The organism is aff. Roholtiella sp. LEGE 12411 (assembly GCF_015206995.1).
Taxonomy (GTDB): Bacteria; Cyanobacteriota; Cyanobacteriia; order Cyanobacteriales; family Nostocaceae; genus Komarekiella.
This window is the reverse complement of record NZ_JADEXR010000198.1, coordinates 1-9,550: the sequence shown is the minus strand read 5'-3', so window position 1 is coordinate 9,550 and position 9,550 is coordinate 1. Positions and strand designations below refer to the sequence as shown.

General features: G+C 39.4%; 7 protein-coding genes and 1 pseudogene. All 8 read right to left on the bottom strand.

All coding sequences use genetic code 11. The features are described 5' to 3' along the window. Window positions 1-231: 231 nt before the first annotated feature. Window positions 232-1,200 carry a glycosyltransferase family 2 protein gene (locus IQ246_RS26810; protein ID WP_194006339.1) on the bottom strand — a complete coding sequence of 323 codons (969 nt, stop codon included), beginning with the start codon at window positions 1,198-1,200 and terminating at the stop codon, window positions 232-234. Between the two features lie 229 nt (window positions 1,201-1,429). Then, a complete protein-coding gene (locus IQ246_RS26805; protein ID WP_194006338.1) occupies window positions 1,430-2,248 on the bottom strand; it encodes a bifunctional 2-polyprenyl-6-hydroxyphenol methylase/3-demethylubiquinol 3-O-methyltransferase UbiG in 819 nt (272 codons plus the stop codon). 57 nt (window positions 2,249-2,305) lie between these two features. Continuing rightward, entirely contained in the window at window positions 2,306-3,646 is a 1,341-nt protein-coding gene (locus tag IQ246_RS26800; RefSeq protein ID WP_194006337.1) for a glycosyltransferase, read from the bottom strand. A gap of 96 nt (window positions 3,647-3,742) precedes the next feature. Next, a complete protein-coding gene (locus IQ246_RS26795; protein ID WP_194006336.1) occupies window positions 3,743-4,750 on the bottom strand; it encodes an NAD(P)-dependent oxidoreductase in 1,008 nt (335 codons plus the stop codon). Between the two features lie 114 nt (window positions 4,751-4,864). Then, the gene (locus IQ246_RS26790) at window positions 4,865-6,745 is read right to left on the bottom strand and encodes a hypothetical protein (RefSeq protein WP_194006335.1); all 1,881 of its coding nucleotides are present in this window, start codon (window positions 6,743-6,745) and stop codon (window positions 4,865-4,867) included. Window positions 6,746-6,760: 15 nt separating this feature from the next. Then, window positions 6,761-7,066 carry an acyl carrier protein gene (locus IQ246_RS26785; protein WP_194006334.1) on the bottom strand — a complete coding sequence of 102 codons (306 nt, stop codon included), beginning with the start codon at window positions 7,064-7,066 and terminating at the stop codon, window positions 6,761-6,763. Window positions 7,067-7,206: 140 nt separating this feature from the next. After that, entirely contained in the window at window positions 7,207-8,565 is a 1,359-nt protein-coding gene (locus IQ246_RS26780) for a condensation domain-containing protein (RefSeq protein ID WP_194006340.1), read from the bottom strand. A 65-nt stretch (window positions 8,566-8,630) separates the two neighbouring features. Next, a pseudogene (locus tag IQ246_RS26775) lies at window positions 8,631-9,550 on the bottom strand (2-nitropropane dioxygenase); the annotation flags it as partial.

Below are 9,550 nucleotides of genomic sequence, written 5' to 3'. Positions count from 1 at the left end.
TCTGGCACGTTTCATATTGGCGAATGAGAGTTAGTAGTATTTCTCTCAGGTTCTGCCAAAAGGGGGTCTGTATTCAATCAGACTCCCTTTTTTTCTTGAACATCACCGATTTAGTCTAAACTCCAGTTGATGATAGTTCCCTCATATTCATTAGGTAGCCATAAACGAAAAACTTGAATCTATGGCTGATATACTAAAAAAATTGCAAAAACTGTAAAAACTTGATATTCACTAGTTTTTAATTAATGCTTTTTGCCAATTTTTCCAAAGTATTTGGGACGCTTTTAGCAAATCTTTAAACAAAAGATACTCTGTACCATTCAACTGCTTGTACATACTTATAGAACAACGAACATGCTCAGAAAAGCTTAGTGAACCCTGCCACATAGTGAGTAAATATTCCCATAATATTCTCCAGTGTGGCAAAATAATCTTTCCTTCATTTGCCGAATCAAACCATAGTGAAAATGCATAGTAATCAGGCATCATACTCAAGGAGTGTTTCTGATTTTTGTTAGCAAATAACAAGTAATTGGGAATGAACATACTCATTGATTGTTGCGGATGCTTTCTGGCAAAGAATAGATATTCTGGGATTTCATAAAATCGACCTAGAATACCAAGTCTTAATAATACAATTCCATCTGCATGACCATAACTACCCATAGGTGGTATCATCTTCAGCGCACTGGCGCGGATTACTCCGAAAATTTGATAACATAAATGCTTATGTAGCAATTCATGAAAACGCTCGTGTCTAATTGGTGAATCCGTCTTAAGTTTGACATCGTAATTTTGAATAAACTTCCCGTATTCATCAATGATAGATACTTGGGAATGGCACAAAATGATAGTAGGGTCTTGATCAAGCACCACGACACACTTATTGAGAAAGTCTGGAGCATATAAATCATCATAAGCTGCCCACTTAAAATACTCACCTGAAGACAATTCAAAGACGCGATTGAAATTTGGAGCGCAACCTTGATTTTTTTCATTGCGGTAGTAACGTATACGTTTGTCTTGGTCGAGATACGCTCTACAAATTTTCTCAGTTTGGTCTGTAGATGCATTATCTGAAATAATTAGCTCGAAATCTTCAAAGGTTTGAGACAAAAGTGAATCTATGGCTATTTTGAGAAATTTTTCACCATTGTATACAGGTAATCCGATGCTTAATCGGGGCTGATTTTTACTCATAAAAATATAGGAGTAGATGTTACAAAGCTAAGCTATTACGCAAATAAACTGGGAGCATCCATTTTTGGAAGAAACATCGGGCGATTGGAAATCGCGGCTACACAAACGTTCGCGAATAGCGTCTCGCACAGAAGTCCGCTTTAATTTTAAAACTGCGTACACCTCTAACTCCCATTTTTCCTATTCCCAATCCCCCATGCCCAATGCCCAATGCCCCATTCCCCATTCCCTATTCCCAATGCCCAATGCCCCATTCCCCATGCCCACTATTAATTGAGCGCACAGCAATCATTAATTCAGGCACAGTAATAACACCTTTAAAGAGAAAGTCACGTAGGATATGCCATCCCCTAAGAGTGAAAAACTGTTCGCGTAATGATGGACTAGCTGCTGGATAGAGTTTCCTCCACTGGAGAAGATCGGCACGAGTGAGACAAAAATTATCACAACGGTAGCGATCAATCACAAACCCTGCTGTTTTAAGTAGTGCAAACACATCCTCCTGACTAAATGCATGGAGGTGGTAGGGATCAAGATGTCGAGTCTCACCCAGTGGTACTGATAACAGTAAGTCGCCTTCTAAAGTCAGCAGGCTATGCAGACGAGCAAGTAACTTGTCGGGATGAGGAACGTGTTCTATCGTCTCGAAGGAAACAATAACATCGAACCGCTCCGATGACTTGAACTGCTCAGCATCGGCACAAACGAACTCCATATTAGTCTCCTGATAGTGCTTCTTTGCATATTGCACCGTCTCTGAAGAGATATCGACCCCTACTACGCTACTCGCACCTGCACGACGAAGTATTTGGCTACCGTATCCTGTACCGCAAGCGATGTCTAAAACCCGTTTTCCTTTTACATAGCGTGCCGCAATCTCGTAGCGTCGGCGATGAATATCGAAAAGCTTTTGGCTTGCTGAATCCCTCGCTAACTGTTTGGGAATAAGACGTTCCCATGTAAAGGAAAGACTCTCTGGTTCTTCTGTTAACTCGGCTGTATAGTTCTTGGGTAATGGGTTTTCTAAAATGTATTGTTTGTCTTTCATAGTTAATCTCCAATTTTGTTAGTTTTTTACTAGATGTGATGGGTAATGGGTTTCTACCTAATTGATTTTTGCCAGAGATTTACGGTTTGAGGACAAGAAATCTGCTCGCTGGGGATGTGTTTTAGCCAAAACAGGTTTTCCAGTCGCTATAACCTGCTCAATAATGTCAGCGGCTCGATTAAGACCCTTGCCTAAACGAATAGCTTTTTGTAACCTAGTTGCGTTGTTTTTGTAAGGAACTTCACTCAATACCCGCTTGATAGCTGCTCTTAACCTAGAAACACTTAAGCTCGATGGGAGCACAACGTCTCCAGTACCAGTCCAAGAAAGGCGTGCTGCTACACCCGGCTGATCATTAGTAATAGGAATGGCAACCATGGGCACACCGTTGCTGAGAGATTCTAGAGCGGTATTAAGTCCGGCATGAGTTATGGTAAGGGAGGCTTTTTTGAGCAATTCTAGTTGAGGTGCATGGCCAACAACCAAAGGCGCTCCTGGAAACTTGGGCAAAGATGTAGAGTTAAGAGGGCTGCCACCTAGAGAAATTATCAATTGGGCATCCAATCCTACACAGGCTTCAGCAATACAACGGAAAATATATTGCTGGCAATTTTGTAATGTTCCCATCGAAGCATAAATCAGCGGTTGTTCTGTCAAACTTTCAAAAGGGAAAAATACAGGTTCCCGACAAGCTGAGTCAATAAAGGGCCCTGTGAAATGGAAGCACTGGGGCAAATCGCGGCGGGGAAACTCAAACTCAACTGGCTGCTGGCTAATTTGAGCCAGCTTAGAATAAACATCACTGTAGCTGGAATATGGAGGCAAATTCCTAGTTTGGCGAAATTCTTCTACCACTTTTCGTATGGGTTGTATCATGACGCGATTGAATACACAGTTACTCACTCGGTTACGTAAATACCCTAACAATGATGGATCATAGTTCCAAGGCGTGACAAAGGGCGGAACACCATCTTCTAAATTGAACAGTAGAGCATTGCAAACGCTGATGAAGGGAATGTCTAAGAAATCAGCAATACTCCCCGCTCCTACTATCGCTTGATCAATTAGCAACGCTTCAACACCAGCCGCTCTAATTGCTTCAGGAGCATCTTGAAAAGTCATAGCAGCTACCTGCTTGAACCAATTGATGGTGTAACGCATTGCAGCTAACCCGCTCAGCTTACCAAGTTGGGCAAACAATTGTGGCATACTCCCCGCAGGAAACTCAGATTCGCCAATTGTGCAAAACTCTATTCCCGCAATTAATGCCTTAGGCCGAGCATCGGGAACTGCAAACAAAGTGACACGATGTCCGCGCTGTTGCAGTTCACGCGCTAAAGTGGTCATCGGGTTAAGATGACCGGTTGATGCCAGACAGAGAACCCCAAAATGAGTCATTGTAAACGCTCTTAGTTAAGTTTCAACTTTTCCCTTGCAACTCGCCAAGTAGCTGCTGGATAGACTAAAGGCAAATGAAACAACCAATGCATTATTTCATGGCTGAATTAATTCTTGGATATCTGTTTTTTGCAACCATTCCTGTGTGCGTCGCATTCCTTCTTGCAGATCGATTTTTGGTTGGTAAGTTAATCTGCTTTGTGCTTTGGCAATGGAATAAGCATAAGGACGAGTCACAAAACCCAAAGAGTCCGGGAGAATATCAGTTTTCTTGCCCAAAATTTTATTTGCAAGTTTTTGCTGCCAGAGCAGAGATTGGAGGACACTAGCTGGTAAAGAAATCGGCTTTGGTACACCTCCAATTTCGGCTAGGCGCATAAAGTACTCTTTCCAAGAAGTTTCTTGACCATCAGTGATATTAAAAGCTTCTCCATAAGCTTCTTTTTCTATGGCAAGAAATATGCCTTCGATTAGATTGTCCAAATATACATGGTTCATAACTCCTTGCCCACCGTTAGCCAAAGCAAATAATCTTTGGCGCATCAATAGAAGTGGTCGGACTATCCAGGTGATACTCCCTGGCCCATAAACATCTCCTGGTCTGATGTTGATGATGCCAAAATCTGGGGGTGCATTTAGTTGTAAAAGTGCTTCTTCAGCTTCTATTTTCGTCTGACAGTAAACATTATTCTCACCACATAATGGCCCTTCTTCCGTGATGCGATCGCGATAGTTGAAGCCATAGACCATTACACTTGAAAGATAGACAAAACTTTTTACACCAGCTTCCCTGGCGGTTTTAGCCATGTTGATAGTGCCACCGACATTTACCTCACGAAAATGGTCGAGTGAACCACCTTCTTTGCCAACTGAAACTGTATGCAAAACAATGTCTACTCCTTGGCAAGCTTTTTGGCAAATAACAGGATCAGTAACGCTGCCCAAAATCACTTGCGCGCCAAGTTTTTCTGCTTTTTTCGCTTTATCTACGGAATGTTGCAGTCCACGGACTTTCATCCCTTGTGCTAGGGCTAGCTCGGCAGTTCGCAAGCCGATAAACCCACCGATTCCTGTGATGAGAAGAGTTTTGTTTTTGATGTTCATGGCTCAAAGATTATTGCATGGAAAACACAAATTAATTACGAATTATTTAATTGTTTAGGTGTTATACCTCACTGACATAAAATTCATACAAAAGCTCTTTTTTCTTGGGCAAATTTAAAATCCACATTTGTCTATGTTTGCTTTTAAAGAAGCAAAATGTTTGCCACCCAATTCAATTTGCCCTTCTGCACACCCGGTCTTCAATCTTTCGACTAGATAATCCAAATCATGAGCTATGAAATTTGTGCCATGATCTGGTTCAACCAAACTAATTAAGGCATGATTGTTTATCTGTTGATTTGCTAAGCTGGCAATACCCAAAAAGTTGAATACGCCTGATTCATAGGTTCCACAGGGTAATGAAGGGTTGTGTACGCCAACACAGTATTCATTTGGTTTAAACCACTCAAATATTGGATAGCCATGAAAATGAACTATTGGCGCACCATCTTTGATTAATTCTGGTGTGTACAAAGCAGCACCTAAACTAATGGCAAGCATTACATAGACATCATAAGAAGGCTTAATATCTACTACTTGAGGATCAACTTCCTGCGGTAACTGTAGTAATAATCTGTCTGTCAAACCAATTCTGAGGATATCACTCTCAAGATTCAAATTTGTTTTATTTGATCCGGAGCGAGCGCTTAAAATCCAAATATCAGGAATTTGCTTAAATCTATATTTTGCTCCTATCTGAGTTTTTAAATACCGTCTACCTATGGCATTTTGACGGACTTCACTAGCAGTAAATTCTGCAACAGGATCTAGGCTTTCCCAATCACTTTCACTTATTTCAGTTTCACCAACATAATGTGGTGGTTCTGCATAAGCGACGAAGCCGTAAGAAACACCAGTTCTACCGTTGACGATGACGTTGACAATATCTCTGTGGGACTTTCTTTTAATCACCTCACTTAGCTTGGAACCGGGAGGAAATAAATTGGTGTCTGCTAAATGATTACTCAATGTAACTAGTTTTGTGGCATAAATGGATTCATGAGGATCATATTTTCCTAATTGGAATTTGCTTAATGGTAAAGGTAATATGGGAACATAGACTTTAGGAATGAGTGATTTTAAGACAAAATTGTCCATGTCATTTCTAGAAAATACAGAGTCAGACAGATTCATATTTAAAATGGAAAACTGTGACGAAGAGACTCCAATCACAATTTCTGAAAATGTCCTGACCAAAGTATTCAATCCAATCTTGATCTTCTGTTGATATGGGGTTTGGGAATTAACAAACTCCTGATCTAATTCTGTAAGGATAATTATCTGAGTATTAGTTGGATCTTCAACATATTTAGCTGCACACTCTTCAGCCCAACCGATTAATCGAGCAATTCCTGTAACCGATATTTTTCGGTCTTTCAAAATAAAACGAGAATAAAACTGATACAGCTTCTCGGCTGCAAATGTCTCTGCTATACTTCTCAAAGAAGGTGGTCTATCAACATCAATTACAGCATTAATTCCAGTTTTAACTACTCTGGTTTTAATGGTTTGTTTTAAGTTAATAAACGGTATTTTTATTTCATAAAAAAACTCTTTTGTAGCTTGTTCCCAGGGTGTAACTTTTACTCCATATTCTTGCAGTTTTTGTTGTAGCTCGGCTCTAAATTTGATAATGTCTACATTTTTGTATTCCTTTAGTAGAGGTCGGAAGGTGACAGTTAACCTTTGAGCCATTAGCCTTGGATCAATAATTGGTTGCTTGAATTCTTGATTAAATTCGTTATCTTTTTCCCCAATTAAACGACCAATTGTTTGTAAACTTAAGCCTTGAGCAATTGGCACATTAGAAGAACCATGACCAAGATTGCGATCGCGCTGAATAAGTGCCAAAATTTCTGGTTTATATGCAACTAATTGTGCTTGGACATCTGGCGTTATTACTCCTTTAGGAGAACGAATATTTAATGTTTCGTTTTCAACCCAAATATGCACGCCTTGTTGTCTGAGATTAGTTAATATTTCGGTTGGATTCATAGTTTTAAGTAAAGATTAAATCTCAAATGTTTCTGACTCTGAAGCTTGAAATTCGTCAGCTAGCCGCTGAGAAAGTAATTCAATAGTAGGGTAATGCCACAGCAGCAGGGGAGACAATTGAAATCCCAACAACTTCCCTGCTTGAGAAGCTAATAGCATCCCCTGTGTCGAATCCAAGCCGTAGCTATCTAAAGGCTCTCTAATATCTATTTCATCGGGATTAACTCCCAGCACATCAGAAATATGAGAGATTAACCAGACTTGAATTTCCTCTGCTGTGTAAGATGGCTTTGCAGTTGAATCGGGAACAAACATGCTCATTTACACACCTATAAAATAATAGAAGTTAGAAGGCATTAGTAGTAGTAAAATTGCTTTGGAAAAATATGTATTTTTCAGATATTTATCCAAAAAATAAATGCATATTTTGTCCTAATCTGTTCAACAGAATATAATCAAAGTTATTTATCTGAATAAGAAATACACATATCGTACGTAAAGCAAAGATTCAAGTTTAAATTGCAGACATCAAAAATACAGGACATGAAATTGTTTATAAGGTCTTCCATCATATTCTTACTAATTGAAGGCTCAGAAAACACGAAATTCAACAGCATTTTTCCCTGGAAAGTTGAAGCATGGGTAATGAACATACCTGCATATAAAGAATGTGAACCAGCAAAACTTATTTCTTCTAGCTCAAATGCACCATAAACTTTGGGGATATTTACTTTGCCAATATTGGAGACGGATACTGTAGCAGCTACTTCCTTGGGTTGTAGGAAACAAAAATTGATGAGATGCTTAGCAATTAACATCATGTTAAAGATATCCCCTTGCTTTGTACGAGCTTCTAGCTTTTGTTTGACTTGCCGAGCTAGTTCCCAGAAGGAAGTGTTTGGTTGTATAGTGTAGAATTCCATAATAGATGAGGCTAATATAGCCATTTGCTCATCATTAATTTCAAGTTCAAGATGTCTCCTCAAATCAAGATATGATAAGCAGTTGACTCGGACATCTTTTCTATTTACTTTAGTGATTTTTCTGGCTACCGTAAACATCATTGCAGCGCATAAAGCACTGTTTACTGTAGTATTTTCCTGATGGCAACGGTTGACAAATTGTTGAGTTAATTCTGGGTCAAGTTGTCTGTGAATAATATTGCAACGACGCTGAGCAATGGGTGCGTACTTTTCAAAACCTAATGTTTTTGGTCTATGCCGAATTTTTTGAAATGCCAGCCGCAAAAAAAATCGGATGCTACTTATCTTACCTTTTAAACCCTTCGTCCATTCAGGTAGTAGTTCTTCGATGGGTGGAAGCGGTGTTAAGCTAGCAACTGGATTAATTACTTCGCCAGACGCGATTTTATGACAATAATTCAAGATTTCTGAATGAAGTCGAATACATGATAACCCATCTGCGATCGCATGGTGTACTGTTGTAATCAAATAACTTAAATGTTTCTCACTCAAGATATCAACAAGAACTATTCTCCACAAACCTTTACTACTATCAATTTCCTGATTCATCTCTTCATCAACGACTTCTTGCCACTGCTGAGCCTCTAATTTGCTCACAACACGCAAAGCAATCTTGGTTGTCACCTCATTTTGAAAATAAAGGCTATTTTTGGAGCGGACAATTCGAGAATTTAGACGAGGCTGGCGACACTGAACTATGTCTATAGCCCGTCTAAGAGTTTCTTCACTGAGTGGGCCTTTGATGCGACTAATAGTCAGTATATTCCAGGTTTTAGCACGGCTATTTAAGGTTTCCATAGCTTGCTCAAGGCGACCCAGTTTTCTATTGTCAATCATCATTAGTTTCGAGTTTCGATTGAAATAATTTGACGATAAGGTAACAAGATGAGCAATAAATCTACTCAATCTTTATCTAAAAAAGTAGTAATAGTTTCTGGAAAATACTGGTTATAGTAATCTGTAATTTGTAAACCTTGGATTTTCAAACTTTGTATGCGGTACAAATATACAGCGCCACTCATAATGTGGTGAGCAACATCAATTACCCGGCGATTATTTGGCTCAGATAAATAAGAACCTTTTACCCAGTCATTAAAACTACCCATTGCTGGGCCACACCAGATTTGATAATCTATTTCCCGACCTTTTTCACCAGAACTAGACCAACGAGAAGATAATCCGAGATACCAGCGGAAAATTAAAGCCATTTTCAGTTTTGAATTGCTGGCTGCTTTAATTAATTTATCGGGGCTGCGCTGGGACAAATAATTAACTGTTTCTTGCCAAATTGCTTCTAGACTGTTTCTAAAAATTTGTTTTTCTAATTTTTCTCTTTCCTGGATAGGAATATCTTCAATTGAGTCATAGGTCTTGTATAAATCAAACAGTTTTTGTGCTCGTAGGGGAAAGAGAGTTCCTTTTTTTAGTACTTGAAGTTTCACTCCCATTTCAAACATATCTGCGGCTGGAGCCATCATTACGTCAGTCATCTCAGCTTGAGCCAGCAATTGTTTGGTATATTGAGAAGCACCAGATTCAATACATGACTGATTAATTGAGCCAGTCATAATATAAGCAGCACCCATCATAAAGGCTGCTAAAGCTGATTGCGGTGTAGCAATTCCTCCTGCTACGCCAACTCTCACAGGTGTTTGGTAATGATATTGTGATTGAATATCATCACGCAAAGAAATAATCGAAGGTAACAGACAAACTAAAGGACGATTGTCTGTATGACCACCAGAATCAGCCTCAACAGTAATATCATCAGCCATAGGAACTTTGGCTGCAAGAGTTGCTTGTAACTCAGTAATGAGTCTTT

Coding starts and splice junctions, on each gene's coding strand:
- IQ246_RS26780 (WP_194006340.1), bottom strand. CDS start 8,565: ATGATTGACAATAGAAAACTGGGTCGCCTTGAGCAAGCTATGGAAACC.
- IQ246_RS26800 (WP_194006337.1), bottom strand. CDS start 3,646: ATGACTCATTTTGGGGTTCTCTGTCTGGCATCAACCGGTCATCTTAAC.
- IQ246_RS26810 (WP_194006339.1), bottom strand. CDS start 1,200: ATGAGTAAAAATCAGCCCCGATTAAGCATCGGATTACCTGTATACAAT.
- IQ246_RS26805 (WP_194006338.1), bottom strand. CDS start 2,248: ATGAAAGACAAACAATACATTTTAGAAAACCCATTACCCAAGAACTAT.
- IQ246_RS26785 (WP_194006334.1), bottom strand. CDS start 7,066: ATGAGCATGTTTGTTCCCGATTCAACTGCAAAGCCATCTTACACAGCA.
- IQ246_RS26795 (WP_194006336.1), bottom strand. CDS start 4,750: ATGAACATCAAAAACAAAACTCTTCTCATCACAGGAATCGGTGGGTTT.
- IQ246_RS26790 (WP_194006335.1), bottom strand. CDS start 6,745: ATGAATCCAACCGAAATATTAACTAATCTCAGACAACAAGGCGTGCAT.